The 21,382-nt window shown below is 73.8% G+C and carries 17 protein-coding genes; 10 read left to right on the top strand and 7 right to left on the bottom strand.

The annotated features are described in order from the left end of the window. The first annotated feature begins 184 nt into the window (after positions 1 to 184). On the top strand, positions 185 to 937 hold the full coding sequence (locus tag CRP52_RS32355) for a dienelactone hydrolase family protein (RefSeq protein ID WP_179852999.1): 753 nt from the start codon (positions 185 to 187) through the stop codon (positions 935 to 937). 218 nt (positions 938 to 1,155) lie between these two features. Beyond that, positions 1,156 to 2,973: an aldolase gene (locus CRP52_RS40670; RefSeq protein ID WP_306458904.1), complete on the top strand. Its 1,818-nt coding sequence runs from the start codon at positions 1,156 to 1,158 to the stop codon at positions 2,971 to 2,973. 61 nt (positions 2,974 to 3,034) lie between these two features. Here the strand turns inward: CRP52_RS40670 and CRP52_RS32375 are convergent, their stop codons facing one another. Further along, entirely contained in the window at positions 3,035 to 3,610 is a 576-nt protein-coding gene (locus tag CRP52_RS32375) for a helix-turn-helix domain-containing protein (protein ID WP_097239634.1), read from the bottom strand. A 76-nt stretch (positions 3,611 to 3,686) separates the two neighbouring features. Further along, the gene (locus CRP52_RS32380) at positions 3,687 to 4,316 is read right to left on the bottom strand and encodes a hypothetical protein (protein ID WP_097239635.1); all 630 of its coding nucleotides are present in this window, start codon (positions 4,314 to 4,316) and stop codon (positions 3,687 to 3,689) included. A gap of 231 nt (positions 4,317 to 4,547) precedes the next feature. Here CRP52_RS32380 and CRP52_RS32385 point away from each other — a divergent pair, with 231 nt between their 5' ends. From CRP52_RS32385 to CRP52_RS32400, 4 genes are all read left to right on the top strand, one after another. After that, positions 4,548 to 5,357, top strand: coding sequence for an SAM-dependent methyltransferase (locus tag CRP52_RS32385; protein ID WP_097239636.1), 810 nt, complete (start codon positions 4,548 to 4,550; stop codon positions 5,355 to 5,357). A 142-nt stretch (positions 5,358 to 5,499) separates the two neighbouring features. Beyond that, positions 5,500 to 6,363 carry an FAD binding domain-containing protein gene (locus CRP52_RS32390; protein WP_097239637.1) on the top strand — a complete coding sequence of 288 codons (864 nt, stop codon included), beginning with the start codon at positions 5,500 to 5,502 and terminating at the stop codon, positions 6,361 to 6,363. Continuing rightward, entirely contained in the window at positions 6,360 to 9,140 is a 2,781-nt protein-coding gene (locus CRP52_RS32395) for a molybdopterin-dependent oxidoreductase (protein WP_097239638.1), read from the top strand. The genes CRP52_RS32390 and CRP52_RS32395 overlap by 4 nt, the downstream gene beginning before the upstream one ends. A gap of 174 nt (positions 9,141 to 9,314) precedes the next feature. Next, complete coding sequence (locus CRP52_RS32400) at positions 9,315 to 10,811, top strand: PucR family transcriptional regulator (protein WP_179853000.1); 1,497 nt, start codon at positions 9,315 to 9,317, stop codon at positions 10,809 to 10,811. A gap of 7 nt (positions 10,812 to 10,818) precedes the next feature. Here CRP52_RS32400 and CRP52_RS32405 read toward each other — a convergent pair whose 3' ends face one another. Next, positions 10,819 to 11,487 (bottom strand): helix-turn-helix transcriptional regulator, encoded by a 669-nt coding sequence (locus CRP52_RS32405; protein ID WP_097239640.1) that lies wholly within the window; start codon positions 11,485 to 11,487, stop codon positions 10,819 to 10,821. 282 nt (positions 11,488 to 11,769) lie between these two features. Here CRP52_RS32405 and CRP52_RS32410 point away from each other — a divergent pair, with 282 nt between their 5' ends. Next, positions 11,770 to 14,865, top strand: a complete 3,096-nt coding sequence (locus tag CRP52_RS32410) for a bifunctional cytochrome P450/NADPH--P450 reductase (protein ID WP_121177832.1) — start codon at positions 11,770 to 11,772, stop codon at positions 14,863 to 14,865. A gap of 87 nt (positions 14,866 to 14,952) precedes the next feature. Here CRP52_RS32410 and CRP52_RS32415 read toward each other — a convergent pair whose 3' ends face one another. From CRP52_RS32415 to CRP52_RS32425, 3 genes are all read right to left on the bottom strand, one after another. Beyond that, the gene (locus CRP52_RS32415) at positions 14,953 to 15,873 is read right to left on the bottom strand and encodes a S1 family peptidase (RefSeq protein WP_097239641.1); all 921 of its coding nucleotides are present in this window, start codon (positions 15,871 to 15,873) and stop codon (positions 14,953 to 14,955) included. Positions 15,874 to 16,392: 519 nt separating this feature from the next. After that, positions 16,393 to 16,974 (bottom strand): GNAT family N-acetyltransferase, encoded by a 582-nt coding sequence (locus tag CRP52_RS32420; RefSeq protein ID WP_097239642.1) that lies wholly within the window; start codon positions 16,972 to 16,974, stop codon positions 16,393 to 16,395. Positions 16,975 to 16,999: 25 nt separating this feature from the next. After that, the gene (locus CRP52_RS32425; protein WP_097239643.1) at positions 17,000 to 17,770 is read right to left on the bottom strand and encodes a hypothetical protein; all 771 of its coding nucleotides are present in this window, start codon (positions 17,768 to 17,770) and stop codon (positions 17,000 to 17,002) included. Positions 17,771 to 17,903: 133 nt separating this feature from the next. Here CRP52_RS32425 and CRP52_RS32430 point away from each other — a divergent pair, with 133 nt between their 5' ends. Both CRP52_RS32430 and CRP52_RS32435 read left to right on the top strand, forming a co-directional pair. Beyond that, positions 17,904 to 18,587: a ribonuclease H family protein gene (locus CRP52_RS32430; protein ID WP_097239644.1), complete on the top strand. Its 684-nt coding sequence runs from the start codon at positions 17,904 to 17,906 to the stop codon at positions 18,585 to 18,587. A gap of 55 nt (positions 18,588 to 18,642) precedes the next feature. Next, positions 18,643 to 18,855: a hypothetical protein gene (locus CRP52_RS32435; RefSeq protein ID WP_097239645.1), complete on the top strand. Its 213-nt coding sequence runs from the start codon at positions 18,643 to 18,645 to the stop codon at positions 18,853 to 18,855. Between the two features lie 115 nt (positions 18,856 to 18,970). Here CRP52_RS32435 and CRP52_RS32440 read toward each other — a convergent pair whose 3' ends face one another. Then, entirely contained in the window at positions 18,971 to 20,323 is a 1,353-nt protein-coding gene (locus tag CRP52_RS32440) for a hypothetical protein (protein ID WP_097239646.1), read from the bottom strand. 267 nt (positions 20,324 to 20,590) lie between these two features. Here CRP52_RS32440 and CRP52_RS38625 point away from each other — a divergent pair, with 267 nt between their 5' ends. Next, positions 20,591 to 21,316 carry a hypothetical protein gene (locus CRP52_RS38625; protein ID WP_179853001.1) on the top strand — a complete coding sequence of 242 codons (726 nt, stop codon included), beginning with the start codon at positions 20,591 to 20,593 and terminating at the stop codon, positions 21,314 to 21,316. Positions 21,317 to 21,382 lie beyond the last annotated feature (66 nt).

Here is a 21,382-nt window from a genome sequence, read left to right on the forward strand (position 1 = left end):
CGGCCGGCCCGTCCAGGTGCGGGGAGGGGGCGGCGGGAAGTCTTTGCCGTGCTCATACCAAGCCCTTGTCCGGAAGCCGGAGCCGGATCCGGAGCCAGCCGGAGCCGGAGCCGAGGGTGCGGAGGCCGGTACTACGATGCGCAGCGACACTTTCCAGCCGATCGACGGGGTAACGGGGAATCCGATGACGGGTCAGACGACGGGTCAGACGACGGGCCAGTGGCAGGAGCTGGGCACGCCCGGCGGGATCGAGGCGTACGTGCACCGCCCGGAGGGCGAGGTGCGCGGCGCGGTGGTGGTCTGCTCCGAGCTGTACGGGGTCAACCCGTACCTCCGGGGCGTCTGCGCCGAGTTGGCGGGCCTCGGGTACGTGGCGGTGGCGCCGGACTTCTACTGGCGCAACGCCCGCCGCACCGAACTCGGGTACAGCGCCGAGGAACGGGAGGCCGGCCTGGTGCTGATGCGCGCCCTGGACCGCGACGAACTGGTTGCCGACGCCGCCGAGGCGCTGGCCGCGGCCACGGTACTGGCCGAGGGGCACGGGGTGGCCTTCGTCGGGACGAGCATGGGCGGGCACATCGCGGTGCGCGCCGCCACCGAGCTGCGCTTCGAGCTGGCCGCCGTGTTCTACCCCGGCTGGCTGCTCACCTCGGGCTTCCCGCTGGTCGGCCCGGTGCCGCCGCTGGAGACGGCCGAGCGCATCGCGGCCAACGGCGTGTACCTGCTGGGCTTCTGCGGCGAGCTGGACCACATCCTCCCGCCGGAGGAGTGGCAGCAGGCCGAGCGCCGGCTTACCGAGGCCGGGGTCGGCCACGAGTTGGTCACCTACCCGGGGGCCCGCCACGGCTTCGCGGCCGACCGTCCGGCGGACCACGACGCCGCCGCGACGGCCGACGCCTGGCGGCGCGTCCACCGGGCGCTGGCCGAACGGCTGTAGGCGGGGCCGGGCAGGACCGTACGGGGCACGCGGCCCCGTCGGACGGGCGATCGGGCCTGTCCGGCGGGGCCGTCGGCGTTCCCGCCACTGCCGTCGGTCCCTGCCGAGTGCCCGCGAGCGGAGGGACGGTCGACGCAGGACACGGTGTGTCCTATGGTGAATGTCGTGTCCTCGCCGCGCGGGGCCGTCAGCACCGGGACGTGAAGGAGAGCCACGGCATGACCGACACATTCGAGGCGGACAAGAGCGAACTGGTGGACCTCGCCCACCGCCGGATGCGGGAGGCGATCCCCGACAGCGGCTGGACGGTACGGCAGAAACTCGCCCTGACCTGCCGCATCCTGTTCGACGCAGGACACGACTCCGGCCTGGCCGGGCAGATCACCGCCCGCGCCGAGCGCCCGGGCACGTACTACACCCAGCGCCTGGGGCTCGGCTTCGACGAGATCACCGAGACCAACCTGCTGCTGGTGGACGAGGACCTGAACGTCCTGGAGGGCGACGGGATGGCCAACCCGGCCAACCGGTTCCACAGTTGGGTCTACCGCGCCCGCCCCGACGTCCACTGCATCATCCACACCCACCCGCTGCACATCTCCGCGCTGTCCATGCTGGAGACCCCGCTGGTCGTCTCCCACATGGACACGTGTCCGCTGTACCAGGACTGCGCCTTCCTGGAGAAGTGGCCCGGCATCCCCGTCGGCAACGAGGAGGGCGAGCTCATCGCGGCCGCGCTCGGCGACAAGCGGGCGCTCCTGCTGGCGCACCACGGGCAGTTGGTCGCGGCCGGCACGGTCGAGGAGGCCTGCACCCTGGCGCTGCTCTTCGAACGGGCCGCCCAGCTGCAGTTGTCGGCGAGCGCCGCCGGGAGGATCCGGGAGATCCCCGACCTGCTGGCGCGGGAGGCGCACGACTGGATCTCCACCCCCAAGCGCGGCCAGGCCAACTTCGCCTACTACGCCCGCCGCGCCCTGCGAGCCGGCCACGGCGACGCGCTGGACGGCACCACCTCCACCACCAGCACCTCCACCACCAGCAACTCCACACCCGGCACCTCCACCCCCGGCACCTCCACCCCCGGCACCTCCACCCCCGGCACCTCCGCCCCGCCTCCGACCGGAACGGACGCTGACATGACCGACACCCCGCTCGAAGGGATCATCGCCTACCCGGTGACCCCGTTCTCCCGCACCGACGGCAGTCCGGACCTCGCCCGACTCGCCGAGCTGATCGACCGGCTGGTCGCCTCCGGCTGCCATGCGATCGCCCCGCTGGGATCCGCCGGCGAGAGCGCCTACCTGGAGGACCGGGAGTGGTACGACGCCGCCGAGGCCTCGGTCGCCGCCGTCGCCGGCCGGGTGCCGACCGTGGTCGGCATCGCCGAGCTCACCACCGCCGGCGCCGTTCGCCGGGCCCGCTACGCCGAACACGTGGGCGCCGACGTGGTGATGGTGCTGCCGCTGTCGTACTGGAGGCTGGACGAGAGGGAGGTCACCCGGCACTTCCAGGAGGTCGCCGGGGCGATCGGCATCCCGCTGATGGTCTACAACAACCCGGCCACCGCCGGGGTCGACCTCTCGCCCGAGCTGCTGCACCGGCTGGTCGACCGGGTGGAGAACATCACCATGGTCAAGGAGAGCAGCGGCGACCTCCAGCGGATGCACCGCCTCGCCCAACTCTCCGGCGGCGCACTGCCGTTCTACAACGGCTCCAACCCGCTGGCACTGGAGGCCTTCGCGGCCGGGGCGGCCGGCTGGTGTACGGCGGCGCCCTGCGTGATCCCGGAGCTCACCCTGGAGCTGTACCGCGCGGTACTGGCCGGGGACCCGGACACCGCCCGCCGGGTGTTCTACCGCCAGCTGCCGGTACTGCAGTTCCTGCTCGGCGGCGGGCTGCCGGCCACCGTCAAGGCGGGGCTGGCGCTGCAGGGCCTGGACGTCGGCGAGCCCCGGCGGCCGCTGCTGCCGCTGGACGAGGACGGCACCGCGCAGCTGGCGTGGCTGCTGGCCGACGCGGGTGCCGTCCCGGCGGCGTGACCGCATCGGCCACGCACGCAGGCGGAAGCCGGGGACGTCGGCCCGTCGGCCCCGCCGGGCCTCAGGGCAGGGTGGGCACCCGCTCGGAGGGGCCGGCCGGGTCGTCGTGGATGACCACCAGGATCTCGGCCGGCTCCGCGCCGGTGCTCCGACAGCGGTGGGGGAGCGCCGAGTTGAAGTAGACGCTGTCCCCGGGGCCGAGCCGCACGGTCCGCTCGGGGAACTCCAGCTCCGCGGTGCCCGCGTGGACGAAGAGGAACTCCTCGCCGTCGTGGGACTTGTACGGCGATCCGGTCGCGTCGGTCGGCGGGTACATCACGAACGGCACCATCTGTTTGCCGCTGAGGCCGGTCGCGATGCCCTCGTAGTGCGGGGCGCCGGGGCCGGCCCCGGCGGCGATCGGGGTGCGCTCCTCGGCGCGTACCACGGTGACGAGTTCGGGCTCCACCTCGTCCGAGAAGAGCCGCCCGACGTCCACTCCGAGCGCGCGGGCCAGCTTGAGCGCGGTGGAGATCGACGGGTCGGCGAGGCCGCGCTCGACCTTGGAGAGGTAGCTCTTGGTGACACCGGCCTGCTCGGCGAGCGCCTCCAGGCTGAGCCGGTTCTGCTTCCGCAGCACCCGCAGTCTGCTGCTCATGCGCCACCCCTCACCCGCGGAATCGTCCGGTCCAGTATCCCATCGCGCACCGGCGGCCGGTCACGGCCCGGGCCGGTCAGCCGGCCAGGTTGGCCCCCGTGACCATGGCGGTCAGCAACAGCCAGCAGGCGACGGGGATGCCGAGGACGAGGGCGAGCGGCCACTGCGCCCCCACGAAGATGAGGCTGCCGAAGAAGGCGGCGAGCACGAAGAAGCCGTACGCGATCAGCGGGAACTTCCAGGTGTCCCGGCGCAGGCCGCCCACACCGTAGACGGTGAGCGTCGCACCCGCGGCGACCACCAGGGCGACCTGGAAGGAGGCCAGCCAGGGGGTGTCCGGGTTCCGGGCGCGGTGGCCGTGGTAAGAGAGCTCGGCCACCCGGCCGTTCCACACCGTCAGGTCCACGTACGTGCCGACCGCGACGTCCTCGTAGAAGGCCGCGCCGACGTCGAAGAAGCCGCCGGTGACCGTCTCCCGGGCGACGGTCAGCTCGTACTCGGTGTCGTCGTTGCCGTTGACGATCCTCTTCGCCCTCACCGTGCCCGTCTCGTGGGCCGTGCAGGGCGCTCCCGGCACGGCGGCCGGGCTGCCGCACGCGGGTGCGCTGAGGTAGGCGACCGTTTCGCGGTGCGCGTCGACGAACCAGCCGAAGCCGACGGCGGCGACGGCCAGGCCGGCCGCCAGCAGCAGGGTCCGGGCCAGCACCCGGGCGATCAGTCAGGCCACCCGCCGGGACCTGCCGGGCGGCCGTGCGTCCTCGATCCGTGCGTCCTCGATCCGTGCGTTCATCCGCACCCCCATCGGTCACGTCCCCGGCACCTCCCCGGTGCCCCGGCTGGATGATCTCAGGGATGCGGCCCGTCACGGGAGCAACCTGCACGCCTTGTAGCGCAGTTGTGGAAATCGGCCGGGTAAGGGCCGAGTAGATTGCCGGACATGTCGACCTCCGAACCGCTGAGCCCGGTGTCCCGCACCGCCCTGTCCGTCGCCCGGGTGCGGGCCTACGAGAGCGCGCGACCCGATCCGCTCTTCGTCGACCCGTACGCCGCCGCGTTCGTCACCGCCGCCCGGGTGCCGATGCCCACCGGCGGCCCGGGCAGCGACCTCGCCAAGGCCCTGGTCGTGCACAGCATCCTGCGTACCCGCCACTACGACGACCGCCTCCTCGCCGCCGGCGCCGACCAGGTCGTGCTGCTCGCGGCGGGCCTGGACACCCGCGCCCACCGGCTGGACTGGCCGGCCGGCACCCGGGTGTTCGAACTCGACCTGGAGCCGGTGCTGGCCTTCAAGGAGCAGGTCCTGACCGGGCTCGGCGCCGAGCCGAGGAGCCGGCGCACCGTCCTGCCCGCCGACCTGCTGGAGGCGGACTGGCCCGCCCGCCTGGTCCGGGCCGGCTTCGACCCCGCGCGCCGCTCGGCCTGGCTGGCCGAGGGGCTGCTGGTCTACCTCACGTCCGAGCAGGCCGCCGCGCTGCTCACGACGGTCGCCGGCCTGGCCGCCCCGGGCAGCCGGCTGCTGCTGGAGAAGGGCGGCGACCTGAGCGCCGTGCCGCAGGACCCGGCGCTCGCCCACGTCACCGGGCTCTGGCAGGGCGGCCTGGGCCCCGACACCCACGGGTGGCTCGACCGGCACGGCTGGACCACCGGCCTCACCACCCTGGACCAGGTCGGGGAGATGTACGGCCGCCCGCTGTCGGCCCCCTCCGGCCGGGGCTTCATCGAGGCCGTCCGGCGCCCGGGGCCCTGAGCCCCGCCGCCCGGTCGCCATGTCCATGCGCTGGTCGATCACCCAGTCCGGGCGCCGGGGGCTGGTGCGCGCGACCACTCGTTCCGCCTGGTCGGACGTTGCTTCAATCGCCGTGTCGATCAATCGAGGACGGTGAGGGTACGTGGACCTGAACACGGTGACGGAGCTGCGCGACGCGCGGCAGCGCGGGACGTGGCGCCCGGGGGACGCCTGGCTCGGCGGCGGGACCTACCTGTTCTCCGAGCCGCAGCCGCACCTGCGCCGGCTGATCGACCTGAGCCGGATGGGCTGGGAGCCGGTGCGGCTGACCCCCGCCGGGGACCTGGAGATCGCGGCGACCTGCACGATCGCCCAGCTGTCCCGCTTCGCCCGCGGCCTGGACCGCCCGGCGGCCCCGCTGTTCGAGCAGTGCTGCCGGGCCTTCCTGGCCTCGTGGAAGATCTGGCACATGGCCACCGTCGGCGGCAACCTGTGCAACGGCCTGCCGGCCGGGCCGATGATCTCGCTGACCGCCGCCCTGGACGGCGTCTGCACCGTGCTCTCCCAGACCGGCGGCGTGCGGCAGGTGCCGGTCGAGGCCTTCGTCACCGGCGCCGGGGTGAAGGACCTGCGCCCCGGCGACCTGCTCCGCTCGATCCTGCTGCCCGCCCGGGCCCTGCAGCGGCGCACCGCTTTCCGCCAGGCCTCCCTCTACGGGCTCGGCCGCTCGGGCGCCCTGCTCATCGGCACCCGCGACCCGCTCGACGGCGAGCTGGTGCTGACGGTCACGGCCTCCACCGTGCGCCCGATCCGGCTGCGCTTCCCGGTGCCGCCGAATGCGGAGGCGGTGCGCGAGGCCGTCGCGTACCGGATCGCGCCGGAGGAGTACTACGACGACATCCACGGGCACCCGGCCTGGCGGCGGCACATGACCTTCCGGCTGGCCGAGCAACTGCGCCGCGAACTGGTCGAGACGCCGGCCGCCATCGCGCACCGGAACGAAGCGACCGAGGAGGACGGACGGTGAGCTTCTCCATCCGGGTCAACGGCGAGGACTTCGACGCAGAGCCGCGCCCCGGCCAGTGCCTGCGCACCTACCTGCGCGAGCGCGGCTGGTTCGGGGTCAAGAAGGGCTGCGACGCGGGCGACTGCGGCGCCTGCACCGTGCAGGTGGACGGCGAGCCGGTGCACAGCTGCCTCTACCCGGCGCTGCGCGCCGAGGGCCGGGCCGTCACCACCGTCGAGGGGCTGGCCGCCGAGGGCGGCGAACTCCACCCGGTGCAGCAGAAGTTCCTGGACGCCCAGGGCTTCCAGTGCGGCTTCTGCACGGCCGGCATGCTGATGACGGCCTCCGCCTTCGACGAGGAGCACCTCGCCGACCTGCCGCGGGCACTGAAGGGCAACCTGTGCCGGTGCACCGGCTACCGGGCGATCGAGGACGCCCTGCGCGGGGTCCGGCACACCGAACGGCCCTGCGCTGGCCAGGCGGTGGGCCGCAGCCTCGGGGCGCCCGCCGGGCCGCAGGTGGTGACCGGCACCGCCCGCTACACCTTCGACCTCGACGTCGAGGGCCTGCTGCACCTGAAGCTGCTGCGCTCGCCGCACCCGCACGCCCGGATCGTCGCCATCGACACCTCGGCCGCCCTGCGGGTGCCCGGCGTGGTCGCGGTGTTCACCCACGAGGACGCGCCGCAGAAGCTGTACTCCTCGGCCCGGCACGAGCACCCGACCGAGGACCCGGACGACACCCGGGTGCTGGACGACGTGGTGCGCTTCGTCGGCCAGCGGGTGGCGGCCGTGGTCGCCGAGAGCGAGGGCGCCGCCGAGGAGGGCTGCCGCCGGATCGCCGTCACGTACGAGCAACTGCCGTACGTGCTGGACCCGGAGGAGGCCATGCTGCCGGGCGCCCCGGTGATCCACCCCAAGGGCCCGGAGTCCCGGATCGCCCGGGCGCAGGACAACGTCTGCGGCGAGGCGCACGGCGAACTGGGCGACGTGGTACGGGGCTTCGCCGAGGCCGACGTGGTCTACGAGGAGACCTTCCGGACCCAGCGGGTGCAGCACGCCAGCCTGGAGACGCACGGCTGCGTCGTCTACTTCGAACCGGTGGGAGAGGACGCGGAGACGGCGGGGGAGCGGATCGTGGTGCGCTCCTCCACCCAGGTGCCCTTCCTGACCCGGCGCGCCCTGTGCGATCTGTACGACCTGCCGATGGAGCAGGTCCGGGTGGTGGCGGGCCGGGTCGGCGGGGGGTTCGGCGGCAAGCAGGAGATGCTGACCGAGGACATCGCGGTGCTGGCGGCGCTGCGGCTGCGCCGGCCGGTCAAGCTGGAGTTCACCCGCGCCGAGCAGTTCCACGGCGCGACCACCCGGCACCCGTTCACGATCACCGTCAAGCTGGGCGCCCGGAGCGACGGCACACTGACGGCCCTGCAGTTCCGGGTGGTCGCCAACACCGGCGCGTACGGCAACCACGGGCCGGCGGTGATGTTCCACAGCATCGGCGAGTCGATGGGCGTCTACCGGGCGCCGCACAAGAAGGTCGACGCCTACTCCGTCTACACCAACGCCGTGCCGGCCGGCGCCTTCCGCGGCTACGGCCTCGGGCAGGTCACCTTCGCCGTGGAGTCGGCGATGGACGAACTCGCCCGCCGCCTGGGCATCGACCCGCTGGTGCTGCGGGAGAAGAACGTCATCGGCCCGGGCGAGCACATGGAGGGCCCGCTCGGCGAGGAGGAGGACCTGCACATCGCCTCCTACGGCCTGGACCAGTGCCTCGGGGTCGTCCGCGACGCCCTCGCGAACGACACCAGCGCCGGACTCGCCCCCGAGGGCTGGCTGGTGGGCCAGGGCTTCGCCATGGCGGCGATCGCCTGCGGCCCGCCCGGCGGGCACATCGCCGACGCCAGGGTGACGCTCCTGGAGGACGGGACCTACGACATCGCCGTCGGCACTGCGGAGTTCGGCAACGGCACCACCACCGTGCACAAGCAGATCACCGCGGGCGCGCTCGGCACCACCGTCGACCGGATCGCCATCCGGCAGTCCGACACCGACCTGGTGCGCCACGACACCGGCGCCTTCGGCTCGGCCGGCACGGTGGTCGCGGGCAAGGCGGTGATGAAGGCCGCCAACGCGCTCGCCGAGCGGATCCTCTCCTTCACCGCCGAGTACGCCCGTACCCCGCGCAGCCTGCTGCGGCTCACCGCCGAAGCGGTGGACTGCGACGGGCGCACGGTGCCGCTCAAGGAGGTGTTCGAGGCGGCGCGCGGCCGGGGCGTGGAACTCGCCGCCGACGGCCACTTCGGCGGCTCGCCGCGCTCGGTGGCGTTCAACTCCCAGTGGTTCCGGATCGCCGTGGACCCGGACACCGGCGAGATCCGGATCCTGCGCAGCGTCCACGGCGCCGACGCCGGGCGGGTGATGAATCCGCTGCAGTGCCGGGGCCAGGTCGAGGGCGGGGTGGCCCAGGCGCTCGGGGCTACGCTGTTCGAGCAGGTGCTGGTCGACGACCGCGGCGAGGTCACCACAGCCGCGTTCCGCCGCTACCGGCTGCCCGCCTTCGCGGACGTGCCGCGCACCGAGGTGCACTTCTCGGAGACCTCGGACGCCATCGGGCCGCTGGGCGCCAAGTCGATGTCCGAGAGCCCGTTCAACCCGGTGCCGCCCGCCTTCGCCAACGCCCTGCGGGACGCCACCGGCATCCGCTTCACCGAGGCGCCGTTCCTGCGGGACAAGGTCTGGCGGGCGCTCGACGCGCACCGCCGGCTCGGCGAGCACTGCCGGGACGTCGCGGCGCCCTGACGGGCGGCGTTCCACTGTCGGGACCACCGGACCGCGCCCCCCTCGCACACCCCGTGCTCAGGTGATCCCACAAGAGGAGAACCGTACGATGCTCCTTGTGTTTACGATGCCTGACACGCGTCAGCCATCGCATGTGCGAGACCCCACTCACGCATGGTGCACAAGGAGCACAGCATGATCGTCGGAGACCTCCTGGAGCTGGACGACCTCCACATCGAGGTCGCCTGGGCCGGCCCCCACCTGCTCGACCGCGAGGTGACCGGCGTGACCTCCACCGACCTCCAGGACCCGGCGCGCTACCTGCAGCGCGGCGAACTCGTCCTCTCCGGCCTCGTCTGGTGGCGGCCGGACGAGGGCCAGGCGGCGATGCGCTTCGCCAACGCGCTGCGCATCGCCGAGGTCGCCGCCCTCCTCGCGGGGGAGGGCACCCACGGCACCGTCCCGCCCGAACTGGTCGAGGCCTGCCGCCGGCACGGCATCCCCCTGCTGTCCGTCCCGGCCGGCATCAGCTTCCGCTCCGTCACCGACCGCGTCTACCTGCGGCTGTGGGGAGACCTCCAGGCGACCGACGAGGGCAAGGCCGCCCTGCCCGCCGCCGCCCGCCGCGCCCTGAGCCGGCTCATCCGCGCCGAAGCCGCCCTGGACGAGGTCCTGGAACGGGCCGTGGCCGACCTCGGACTGCCCGACTGCTCCCTGACCACCGGCGCCGGCCGGGTCCTGGCCTCCTCGGCACCGACCACGCCCTGGACCGAGCCCCGGACCTCACCGCGCAGCACGACGGCGCCCGTCCCGGTCGGCCTGCCCGGCGACTCGCCCTTCGACGGCTGGCTGCTGCAGCCCCACAGCGAACCCGGCCCCACCGCGACCACCATGCTGCACGGCCTGGCCGAACTCCTCACCCCGCTCGCCACCCGCGCCCGGGCCACCGCCACCGCCCAGCGCCACACCGGCACCCGGCTGATCGAACTCCTCGACTCCGGCGCCGACACCGAGGCCGAACGCGGGCTCGCCCTCTCCGGTCTCCCCGCCCGCCGTCGGCTCACCCCGGTCGCCGCGCGGATCGACGGCCTCCCCGAGTCCTGGACGGCCGCCGCACTCGCCGAGGCGCTGCACGAACTGCCCGACCCCTTCGTCGCCGCCCCCGACGGCCGGGGCGGCGCGGTGGCCCTCTCCCCGGCCCCCGAGGAGCAGATCGCGCAGACCCTGCACCGCCTGCTCCCGCGCCTGGAAGCCGTACTCCCCAGCCGGCGGCGCCTGCGCCTGGGCATCGGCGCCACCGTCGAACCCGCCGCCGACGACCTCAGGGCCGCCCTCGTCCAGGCCCGCTACGCCCTGTACACCGAACCGCCGGGTGCGGTCGGCCGCTGCTCTCGGATCACCTCCCTGGAGACGCTGCTGCGGGGGGTGCCCGCCGAGATCACCGCCGACTTCCGACGCCGGGTCCTCGCACCGCTCATCGAGCACGACCGGACCAACACCGTCTCCCTGCTGGACACCCTGGACGCCTTCCTGCGCCACAGCGCCTCCTGGTCACGGACCGCGGAGGCGCTGCACCTGCACGTCAACACGGTGCACTACCGGATCAAGCGGATCGAGGAGCTGACCGGGCGCAACCTGCTGACGCTGGAGGACCGGCTCGACCTGTGGGCAGCCCTGCGCTGCGTGGGTTGACGGGTGATCAGCTCACCGCGGGCTCCGGGGGCCAGGTGCCGGCGGCCAGGACGCCGGTGGCGTAGGCGCGGGCGACCAGGGCGGTGCGGTTGGGCACCCGCCAGCGCCGGGAGAGCCGGGCGAGGTGGTAGTTCACCCCGTCCGTGGTGAGGCCGATCTCCCGGGCGATCTGCGCGGTGGTGGCGCCCCGGGCCGCCGCGGCGAGGATCCGCGCCTCGACCGGGCTGGCCTCCGCCCGCGGGCGCGGCGGCGGGACGTCCGGGACGGGCTCCACGGTGTGCAGCGAGAGCAGCAGGTTCGGGGTCTGCTCCGGGCTGTCGCTGACCAGGTCGACGGTCATCACGCCCTGCCGCTCACCGCCGCAGGCGGGCGTCCAGGACACCCGGGCCGGGTACCGCGAGCGACGGTGCAGCCGGACGGCCTCGGCGAGCGCCTGCAGGGTGTCGCTGTCCCGGAGGGTGAAGAACTCCAGGATCTTACGGCTGCGGAACTGCCCCGGCAACAGCCCGAATTCGGCCGCCATCGCCCGGTTGACGATCAGCGTCCGGCCGCCGAACTCGACCACCGCGATCGGCAGCGGCACGTGGTCCAGCAGGCGCAGCGCCCGGTTGCGCCAGACCACAACGGCATGCTGCGGGTCCTCCGGCACGGGGCCGCACTCCTCGGTCGGTCGCATCGCTGGTTCTCCTCCCCGTGGCGCCCGCGCGCACCAGAGCTGACGGTCCGTGGGCAAGTCCGCGGACGCCCCCGGTACTACACAATCATGTAGTGGCCGCGGGCGGGCCTCCCTCCCGGTGGGCGGAGAGTGGAGGGAGCCGCACATTTCCTGCTGTGGGAGGGACCACCACCGATGACCGACACCATGACCGAGGCGAGGGCCGAAACCGCTGTCGAAGCGGAAGCAGGAGCCGGAGCCGCCACCGCGACCCCGGCCGTCCCCCTGGTGGACATCTCCGCGATGCCGCCCGTCGCCGTCCCGGCACTGCGGACCATGGACCTGGCCAGAGAGCACGGCCCGGCCTTCGTCCAGCGGCTGCACGGCCGGGACAGCCTGATCGTCAGCGGCCTGGAGCTGGTGGAGGAGCTGGCCGACGAGACCCGGTTCACCAAGTCGATCGGCCCCGCGCTGGAGAACGTCCGCCAGTTCACCGGCGACGGCCTGTTCACCGCGTACAACGAGGAGCCCAACTGGGCGCGGGCGCACGACATCCTGATGCCCGCCTTCGCGCTCGGCTCGATGCGCACCTACCACCCTGTGATGCTGCGGGTGGCCCGCCGACTGATCGACTCCTGGGACGGCCGCTCCGCCGCCGGAGCGCCGGTGGACGTGCCCGGCGACATGACCCGGATGACCCTGGACACCATCGGGCTGGCCGGCTTCGGCTTCGACTTCGGCTCCTTCGACCGGGACGAGCCGCACCCCTTCGTCGAGGCGATGGTGCGCTGCCTGGACTGGGCGATGACCCGACTCACCCGCGACCCGGAGCTGGACCACAGCGAGCGCGACGCGGCCTTCCGGGCCGACGCCGACTACCTGGCCGCCGTGGTGGACGAGGTGATCGCCGCCCGCGCGGGGGAGAGCGCCCAGGGCCCTGCCGAGGACCTGCTCGGCCTGATGCTCGGCGCGGTGCGCCCCTCCGACGGCACCCGGCTGGACGCCGAGAACATCCGCAACCAGGTGATCACCTTCCTGATCGCCGGCCACGAGACCACTTCCGGCGCGCTCTCCTTCGCCCTGTACTACCTGGTCAAGCACCCGGCCGTGCTGCGGCAGGTGCAGCGGGAGGTGGACGAGCTCTGGGGCGATCAGGCCGACCCGGAGCCCTCCTACGAGGACGTCGGACGGCTGCGGTACACCCGCCAGGTCCTCAACGAGGCGTTGCGGCTCTGGCCGACGGCGCCCGCCTTCAGCCGCGAGGCCCGCGAGGACACCCTGCTCGGCGGCCGGATCCCGCTGCGCGCCGGGGAGACGGTATTCGTGTCGACCCCGATGCTGCACCGCGACCCGGCCTGGGGCGACAACCCCGAGCTGTTCGATCCCTCCCGCTTCGACGACGAGCCCGAGGCGGCCCGCTCCCCGCACGCCTTCAAGCCCTTCGGCACCGGCGAACGCGCCTGCATCGGGCGGCAGTTCGCGCTGCACGAGGCGACCATGCTGCTCGGCATGCTGGTCCACCGCTACCGGCTGATCGACCACGCCGACTACCGGCTGACCATCAAGCAGACCCTCACCATCAAGCCCGACGAGTTCACCCTCGCCCTCGCCCGGCGCACCCCCGCCCCCGCGGCCGCCGCCGCTCAGGCCGTTACCGACGTTCAGGGCGGAACCATCGCCGAGCGCCCCGGGCGGGTCCGCCAGGGCACCGGGCTGCTGCTCCTGCACGGCTCCAACTACGGCGCCTGCCGCGAGTTCAGCCGTCGGCTCGCGGAGGTCGCCGCGGACCTCGGCTGCGACACCGCGATCGCCCCGCTGGACGCGTACGCGGACGGCCTGCCCACCGACCGGCCGGTGGTGATCACCGCCGCCTCGTACAACGGGCAGCCCACCGACGACGCGGTCGCCTTCGTCCGCCGCCTCCAGCAGGAGGGCCGGCCGGACGGGGCCGCGGACGGTGTCGAGTACGCGGTGCTCGGCATCGGCGACCGCACCTACGCCGCCACCTACCAGCGCATCCCCGCCCTGATCGACGACCGGCTCGCCGCCCTCGGCGGCACCCGGCTGCTCGCCCGTGCCGAGGCCGATGCCTCCGGCGACCTGTCCGGCACCGTACGGCAGTTCACCGAGGCGCTGCGCACCGCCCTGCTGGAGCGGTACGGGGACGCCGACGCCCCCGCCGGGCCGCAGCAGGAGGCCGCGTACACGGTGACCGAGGTGGCCGGCGGCCCGCTGGACGCGCTGGCCGCCCGGCACGGCATGACCGAGCTGACCGTCACCGCTGTCGACAGCCTGACCGACCCCGGCTACCCCCGGGTCAAGCGGCTGGTCCGCCTCGCCCTGCCCGAGGGCACCGGCTACCGAACCGCCGACCACCTCACCGTGCTGCCGGCCAACGACCCGGCCCTGGTCGAGCGCGCGGCCGGGCTGTTCGGCGCCGATCCGGAGACGGTGCTCAACATCGTGGCCCACCGGCGCACCGGCCTGGCCGTCGACCGGCCGCTGACGGTGCGCGAACTCCTCACCCACCACGTCGAGTTGCAGGACCGTCCGAGCACCGCCCAGCGCGCCGCGCTGGCCGACCACAACCCCTGCCCGCCCGAGCAGGCCGCCCTGCGCGCCCTGCCCGAGGACGACCCGCGCACGCTGCTCGACCTGATCGAGGACTTCCCGGCCCTGCGGGGCGCGCTCGGCTGGCCGGTGCTGCTGGAGCTGCTGCCGCCGATCCGGCCCCGGCACTACTCGATCTCCTCCTCGCCCACCGGCGGGGCGGGCGAGGTGGACCTGATGGTCTCCGTGCTCGCCGCCCCGGCCCGCTCCGGCCGCGGCACCTACCGGGGCACCGGCTCCGGCCACCTGGCCCGGCTGGCCGTCGGGGACACCGTCCTGGCCCGGGTCCAGCCCTGCCGGGAGGCCTTCCGGATCGCCCACCGCACCCCGGTGGTGATGATCGCGGCCGGCACCGGCCTCGCGCCCTTCCGCGGCGCCGTCGCCGACCGCCGCGCCCTGCTCGCCGAGGGCGCCGAACTGGCCCCGGCGCTGCTGTACTTCGGCTGCGACGACCCGGACGCGGACTACCTGCACCGGGCCGAGCTGGAGGCGGCCGACCGGGCCGGCGCGGTCTCGATGCGGCCCGCCTTCAGCGAGCGGCCGCAGGCCGGGCGGCGCTTCGTGCAGGACCGCCTCGCGGCCGAGGCGGCCGAGGTCTGGGACCTGCTCGCGGCGGGCGCCGAGGTGTACGTGTGCGGCGACGGCGGGCGGATGGCCCCGGGCGTTCGGGCCGCCTTCCGCGAGCTGTACCGGCAGCGCACGCCGGGGGCCGACGAGCAGCGGGCCCAGGCCTGGCTCCAGGGGCTGATCGAGGGCGGGCGGTACGTCGAGGACGTGTACGCGGGCTGACGGCTCACCCGGGGGTGCCGACCCGACCACGGCCGCCGGCCCGCTGCTTCGTGCAGCGGGCCGGCGGCCGGTCGGTTCGGGGACCGCTCAGTAGACGTTCACCCCGTACGAGGCGTAGGCGGCCAGCGCCGCGTTCACCGGCTGGTAGAAGGTCGTCCCGCCGAAGGTGCAGTCGCCGCTGCCGCCCGAGGTGAGGCCGAGCGCCTTGGTGCCGTCGTACAGCGGGCCGCCGGAGTCGCCCGGTTCGGCGCAGACGTTGGTCTGGATCAGGCCGGTCACGGTGCCGCCGTCGGTGTAGCGGACGGTGGCGTTGAGCCCGGTGACCTTGCCGCTGTGCGTGCCCGTGGTCGAGCCGGTGCGCTTGACCGACTCGCCGACCACGGCGTTCGGGGCGGAGGTGAAGCCACCGGGGTGGAGCAGGGCGCTGTTGTCGTAACGGACCAGCGCGTAGTCGTGGGACGGGAAGGTCGAGCTGACCGTCGGCCCGATCCGGTTGGTGTGGGCCGCCTCGGTGTACCAGTCGGGGGCGACGTTGCCGCAGTGTCCGGCGGTGAGGAAGTAGTAGGTCGAGCCGCTGACCACGTTGAAGCCGAGCGAACAGCGGTACTTGCCGCCGTAGACGGCGTCGCCCGCGGCGACCAGTGGGGTGAACGTCCCGGGGACGCGCTGGACGGTCAGCGCGGTCGAGTCGGGGCCGGCGGCGCTCATGATCTTGGCGAGCCCGGCCGGGGTCACGGTGCTGTCGACGGTCACCACGACGCGTCCGGCGGTCTGGTCGACGTACCACGCGGTGCCGTCGACCTCGGCGTTCAGGACGGCGTCGCTGAGCGCCGCGAGCCGTTCGGGTTCGGGGGCGTGGGCGGGGACCGGGGTGGGGGTGCGGCCGGGGGCGGCCGCGGCGCCCGGCACGGCGACCGCGGTGGCGGTCAGCAGGCCGAGGGCCACGGCGAGCAGGCGGGTGCGGCGTCGAGCGGTGCCGGGGCGGGGGGTCCTGCGCTTGGTCCTCACCGATGTCCTCCGGGAGTGAGAGGCCCCCGGGGGGTGGGGGGGCCGTGAGGCGCGGTCAGGCGGTGGGCGGATTCCGGCCGGTGCCGTCCGGGAGCACGACGGATGATCTGCCCCTGACAGGCGCTGACCGGAAGTATGGGGAAACGGACCTTTCGGTACAAGCTTCCTGGCCGGGTGTCGGCGGACCCGCGCGCCGTTGGACCAGCGCGCCGATCCGCCGTCCGGGCGGGCGCCTCCGGGCCGAGGGTCCGTCCGGGGGATCGATCGTCAACTCACCTGCCGGTGGGGAGATCCGAAGAAATTGTTATCGGGCTCGCCCAGGGAGGTCTCCGAGGCGTGGGAACGGACGCACGAGGTCGCGGGTGAGGGTCCGCGGCTGGGCAGCGGGGTTCGAAAGGGGCGCTCCGCGCGGAGGCAAGGCCTTCGCAGCGTCCGTTCCCCGGCGCCGCCGGATCGTCCCGTCCGGCCGGGCGCGCCCGGCGGTCCGCGTGCCTCCCCCACAGCCGCGGACCGCCGGGGTCACCCCGCGGCCACCGCCGAGGCCCCACACCGGGCGCGGGTCAGCCGCCAGACCAGTTCCTCACCGCTCTCGGCCGGGGCGGCCACCTCGCGCGGGCGGCGCAGGTGCTCGGTGAAGCCGAGCCGGGCCGGGACGGCGCCGCTCGCGTGGTTGGCCGCGTCGTGGACGATCTCGACGAACTCCACGCCGGGGAGGCGGAAGGCCTGGTCGACCAGGGCCGCCGTGGCCCGGGTCACCAGACCGCGCCCGGTCGCGGACGGGCGCAGCCAGTAGCCGATCTCACGGACGTCGTCCGGGCCGTCCTCGCGCCGGTACAGCCCGCAGGCGCCCACGATCGCACCGTCCAGCACGATCGCGTAGGCGTGGTCCCGGCCGTTCTCCCACTGCTCGGACCTGGTCGCCAGGTACTCGGCGGTGGTGGCGCGGCTGTGCTCGGCGACCCAGGGCATCCACGGCCGCAGGTGCTCCAGCGATTCGTCGATCACCGCGAACAGCTCGGGCAGGTCGGCCTCACCGGCGAAGCGGCGCAGGGTCAGCCCGTCCAGGACGATCACGGACTGCGGGTGTTCCAGAGGTTCCATGTCGGGATGATCGTCCGTACCCGGCTCACCCGGCAAACGGTTTCGGTGGCTGTGGCTGTGGCTGTGGCTGTGGCTGCGGCGGGAACGGCGGCTGCGGGGGCTGCAGCGAGCAGGCGCGGCGGGCGCGGAGGAGATGGACGGCGGCGCCGAGGCCGGCCGCCGAGCCCGCGACGACGAGGAGGGCGGCGTCGGAGAGCCCGACGAGGGAGAGGTCGAAGCGCCCGCCGGTGGCGGCCGAGGTGAACTCCGGGTCGACCAGGCCGTCGGGGTCCTCGGTGACGCTGACCTGCTCACCCACCGCGTCCCAGGCACCGCACCGCACCGAGCTGCCGCGCCCCGGGACGTCCGCGTAGCGCACGGCGCAGCTGTACGTGGTCGTCTTGCCGTGGCTGACCCGCACGCCGGTGACGGTGCCCGGGTGGGCGACGCCGTGCAGGCCGAGCACGGTGGCCTGGGCGGTGCTCATGCTCAGCAGCGGCACGCCGATCGCCGGGGCGAGCAGCAGCGCCAGGGCCGCCAACCGCAGCGGGCCGACCTGGCAGAGGCTGAACACGGCGTACACCAGGCCGACGAAGCCGGTGAGGACCAGCGCCAGGGAGGGCAGCAGCAGCCACGGCCCGAAGGCGCCGAGCGCCCCGCCGACCGGCAGCAGGAGGGTCGCGGCCGGGATCCACAGGGCCGTCAGCAGCGGGCGGCGCGGCCAGGGCAGGTCGTCCTTCTTCCCCCGGCCGCGCCGCTGCCGGGGGCTGGGGTCGGGGCCGGGACCGGAGGTCCCGGGTGTCGCGCTGGATGCCATGGCGAGAGATCCTGCCAGGCCGCCCCGGGTGCGGCGCAGCCCGCCCCGGGAGCCGTCACCGCTCGGCGCTCCTGGGCGATCGGGCGACCGGGCGACTTTGGCCCGGGCCGGTCCGAGCAGGCATGATCGGGGCATGGTCGAACGAGTCATTGCAGCGTGTGACGGAGCAGCCAAGGGCAACCCCGGTCCGGCGGGCTGGGCCTACGTGGTGGCGGACGCCGCCGGGGCGCCCCAGCGCTGGGAGTCCGGAGCGCTCGGGCACAGCACCAACAACGTGGGCGAACTGACGGCGCTGCAGCGGCTGCTGGCGTCGACGGACCCAGCGGTGCCGCTGGAGGTCCGGCTGGACAGCACCTACACCCGCGACTCGGTGACCAAGTGGCTGAAGGGCTGGAAGCGCAACGGCTGGAAGACGGCGGCCGGCAAGCCGGTCGCCAACCAGGAGCTGATCCAGGCGATCGACGCGCTGCTGGAGGGCCGGGACGTCACCTTCGTGTACGTGCCGGCCCACCAGGTCGACGGCGACCCGCTGAACGCCATTGCCGACAAGGCCGCCAGCGACGCCGCCCGCACCCAGCAGGACGCCTCGGGCACCGCCGCGAACCTGCCCGAACCGGACCCGGCGGCCGCCACCAAGGCCCCCAAGGCCCCCAAGACGCGCAGCACCGGTACCGGTACCGCTACCGGCACCTCCCGCACCCTGGCCGCCCGCTACCCGGGGACCTGCCCGTGCAGCCGCCCGTACGCCAAGGGCGACAAGATCACCAAGGTCGGCAGCAGCTGGGGCCACCCCGACTGCGCCGCCGCCCACGCCTGAGCAGCAGGGGCGTTCCGTCCGTACCTCCCTGTGCGGGGGCCGGAGCGGAGCGGAGGTGAGCGCGGTGATCGTCTCGGAGACGGCGGAGTTCCACGTCGGGGACCGGGTGTGGATATACCGCGAGACGTCCTACGCCGCCGTCGAGAGCGCCGTCGTGGTGGACGTCCAGGCCGACCGCAGCCTGCGGTTGGAGTTCACCGACGGCCACCGCAGCCACCTCCGCTCCGGCCGGGTCGAGTTGTCGGCCCGGCGCCGCACGCGGGTGTGACAAGGCCGGAGTACGGCCGGAGAAAGGGCAGAACGGGCCGGAAATGCGACCGGCCGACCGCGGGTGGCGGTCGGCCGGTCGTGCCGGACCCGGAGGAGCGGGGCAGAGGAGCGGATCAGCCCTCCTGCGCGATCTCCTTGATGTCCTCGAAGGTCATGCCGAGCGTGTTGAAGGCGCGCGCCTGCTCCTCCGGGACGCCGAGCTTGGCGAGCTCCTTGAGCTGCGCGTCGGTCAGCGGTGCCGCGGGGGTGAGCGGCGGGGCGCCGCCCGCGTCCTTGGGGTCGAGGCCGGCGCCGGGGCCGGCGGCCAGGCCGAGCACCGCCTTCATCAGGTCGTCGCTGGTCAGCTTGGTCGCGCCGGCCGGGGCCTGGACGTCCGGGGCCGACTGGTCGAAGGCGAGCTTCACCGGGAAGTTGACGCCCGGCTCGACCTTGCTCTGCAGCTGGGCGAGGTCGAAGGTGGCCGAGGAGAGGGCGCCGTTCTTCAGGTAGAGGTCGACGCCGACCTTGCGGTCCGGCACGTCGGTCGGGGCCTGGGCCGGGAACTTCCCCAACTGCTGCGGGAACTTGTCCGCGACCGGCCTGACGGCCTTGAACAGCTCGTCCACCAGCTGGCGGGCCGGAGCGCTCATCCAGATGTGGTCGGCGCCGTCCTTGGTGCCCTTGTCCTCGTACGTGACGGTGCGGCCGAGCACGTCCTTGAGCGAGTTGAGCAGCTGCTTGGCGGCCTCCGGGTCGGCGCTGGGCACCGGGCTCGGCGCGGCCTTCCTGCCGTCGGACTTCTTCGCGGCGTCGGCGAGTTCCTGGAGGTCGAGCGCGACCCACTTGCCGGCCAGCACGTCCTTGACCGCGCCCAGGTCGGCGGGCAGGTCGTTGCCGGCGGCGTCCACCTGGGACGGGTCCTCGCCGGTCAGCTTGACCAGGCCCTTGGCGTCGACGTGCAGGTAGCCCTTGGCGTCGACCTGGCGGTACTCCAGCAGCGCGGTGCCGCTGCGGTCGGAGAGCACGTAGGAGACGCGCACCGACCTGTCGAGCGTCAGGTCGTTGCTGCCGCCGGAGCCCGCGGCGCTCTTGAAGGCCTCGATGTCCTTGAGCGGCTTGTCGGCGGAGATCGCGACGGAGAGCGCGAGCCCGGACATCGCCTTGGCGCTCTGCTCGTCCAGCCCGCCGCCGGAGCCCTTGCGGCCGGCGCCCTTTCCGCCCGTGGCCGTGCCGACGAGGCCCTTGTTCCCGGCTCCGGTGGCCTTGTCGAAGGCGAGGATCTGTTCGGGGGTGGCGTCGATGGAGAGCTTGAAGCCGGCCGACTTGCCGTCACCGACCTTGCCGAAGGCCTTGGACACCTTCTGGGCGGCGGAGAGCTGTTCGACGGTGCCACAGGCGGCGAGGCCGGTGGCGAGGACGGAAGCGGTGACGGCGACGGGCATCGCACCGCGGGCGGCCCGGCGGATGGCGGTGTTGATGGTGCACAACTCCTGTGTGACTGGGCCTGATCGGACGACCGGGCCTTTCCTCCCCTGTGGCTCGCAGCGCCACAGTGCATACACATCTGATCACATTATCGGCAAGGCTGCGCGCGAATTTTTGTCCCAGGCTTTAACCGTCCGGCGGCGATGGGAAAAAGGGGCAAAAGCTTTGCCTAAACGGGCTGTTCAAGGCCTCGTCACCACCTGCTAGCCTCAGCCGATTTTTCCGCCGAGCAAGGTCGGCGGACCCGACGGGCAAGAGGTACCGAAAGCATGGCAATACGCCGGGCGAAGCAGAAGGCCCAGGTCATCGAGAAGCTCTCGCAGGTGGCACCACCGGGGGAGGCCTTCATCGCGTGCGTGCACGTGGAGACCGGCCCCAGCCCGTGGCTCAACGCGGTCTTCGACGAGGTGCCGCTGCTCGGCCTGATCGTCGCCCTGACCCGCCGGTTCTACTTCCTGACGCTCACCAACAGCTCGGTGGTCGTCAACACGGCCAGCCGCTGGACCAACCGGCCCGGCGACGTGGTCGCGGTCTACCCGCGCCACGCCTTCCCGGTCAGCCAGGTCAAGCGGGCCTCCCTCTGGAGCCGGATGTACCTGCAGCTGCCCGGCGAGGCCAAGCCGACCCGGCTGAACATCCACCGCTACTGGCGGGCCGAGATGGACCAGCTGAGCGCGGCCTTCCCGCCCGGGTCGATCGACCCGAGCTCGCAGCCCTTCGAACTCGCGCCGCAGGGGCAGCCGTACCCCCTGCAGCAGGCCTACCCGATGGCACCGGGCCAGCCCTACCCCCAGCCGCAGGGGCAGCCCTACCCGCCGCAGCAGGCGTACCCGGCGCCCCCGCAGCCCTACCCGGCACCGAAGGGCCAGCCGTACGTGCCGCCGCAGGGCCAGCCCTACCCGTCCCAGCAGCCCTACCCGCCGCAGGGCCAGCCGTACCCGCCGCAGCAGCCGTACCCGGCGCCGCAGGGGCAGCCGTACCCGCCGCAGCGCTGACCTCGCCGCAGGCAGGCCGAACACAGGTCGGCCCCGGCTCCCGCACGGGGAGCCGGGGCCGATCGC

The organism is Streptomyces sp. 1331.2, assembly GCF_900199205.1.
Classification (GTDB): Bacteria; Actinomycetota; Actinomycetes; order Streptomycetales; family Streptomycetaceae; genus Kitasatospora.

What these genes read in the sequence shown, in the direction of transcription:
- CRP52_RS32355 (WP_179852999.1), top strand. Translation starts at nt 185, where the DNA reads ATGACGGGTCAGACGACGGGTCAGACGACGGGCCAGTGGCAGGAGCTG.
- CRP52_RS40670 (WP_306458904.1), top strand. Translation starts at nt 1,156, where the DNA reads ATGACCGACACATTCGAGGCGGACAAGAGCGAACTGGTGGACCTCGCC.
- CRP52_RS32375 (WP_097239634.1), bottom strand. Translation starts at nt 3,610, where the DNA reads ATGAGCAGCAGACTGCGGGTGCTGCGGAAGCAGAACCGGCTCAGCCTG.
- CRP52_RS32385 (WP_097239636.1), top strand. Translation starts at nt 4,548, where the DNA reads ATGTCGACCTCCGAACCGCTGAGCCCGGTGTCCCGCACCGCCCTGTCC.
- CRP52_RS32400 (WP_179853000.1), top strand. Translation starts at nt 9,315, where the DNA reads ATGATCGTCGGAGACCTCCTGGAGCTGGACGACCTCCACATCGAGGTC.
- CRP52_RS32405 (WP_097239640.1), bottom strand. Translation starts at nt 11,487, where the DNA reads ATGCGACCGACCGAGGAGTGCGGCCCCGTGCCGGAGGACCCGCAGCAT.
- CRP52_RS32410 (WP_121177832.1), top strand. Translation starts at nt 11,770, where the DNA reads ATGCCGCCCGTCGCCGTCCCGGCACTGCGGACCATGGACCTGGCCAGA.
- CRP52_RS32420 (WP_097239642.1), bottom strand. Translation starts at nt 16,974, where the DNA reads ATGGAACCTCTGGAACACCCGCAGTCCGTGATCGTCCTGGACGGGCTG.
- CRP52_RS32425 (WP_097239643.1), bottom strand. Translation starts at nt 17,770, where the DNA reads ATGGCATCCAGCGCGACACCCGGGACCTCCGGTCCCGGCCCCGACCCC.
- CRP52_RS32430 (WP_097239644.1), top strand. Translation starts at nt 17,904, where the DNA reads ATGGTCGAACGAGTCATTGCAGCGTGTGACGGAGCAGCCAAGGGCAAC.
- CRP52_RS38625 (WP_179853001.1), top strand. Translation starts at nt 20,591, where the DNA reads ATGGCAATACGCCGGGCGAAGCAGAAGGCCCAGGTCATCGAGAAGCTC.